Here is a 219-nt window from a genome sequence, read left to right as displayed (position 1 = left end):
CGGTCAGGTGGGCCTGATTGTTGGGGTCGAAGAAGATCCACCACCGGCCTCGGTCGAGCCCACCACGCAACGATTCGGCGAGACGGGCCATGTCCCCGACATTGAGCAGATCCTGTCCCTCGTCGACCACGACGACGTCGAACTCAGGTTCTTCAGGAATGGAGCCGAAGGGCACGATTCGGACCTGCGTGTCGTCCAGCAGCTGGGCCGCCCAATCGA

General features: G+C 63.0%; 1 pseudogene. It reads right to left on the bottom strand.

What is annotated here, in order from left to right:
* Positions 1-219 (bottom strand): annotated as a pseudogene (locus IG178_RS24315) (NERD nuclease); the annotation flags it as partial.

This window comes from Neoluteolibacter marinus, from assembly GCF_014904755.1.
GTDB lineage: Bacteria > Verrucomicrobiota > Verrucomicrobiia > Verrucomicrobiales > Akkermansiaceae > Haloferula > Haloferula marina.
The sequence above is the reverse complement of the archived record's forward strand: the minus strand, read 5'-3'. Positions and strand labels throughout refer to the sequence as shown.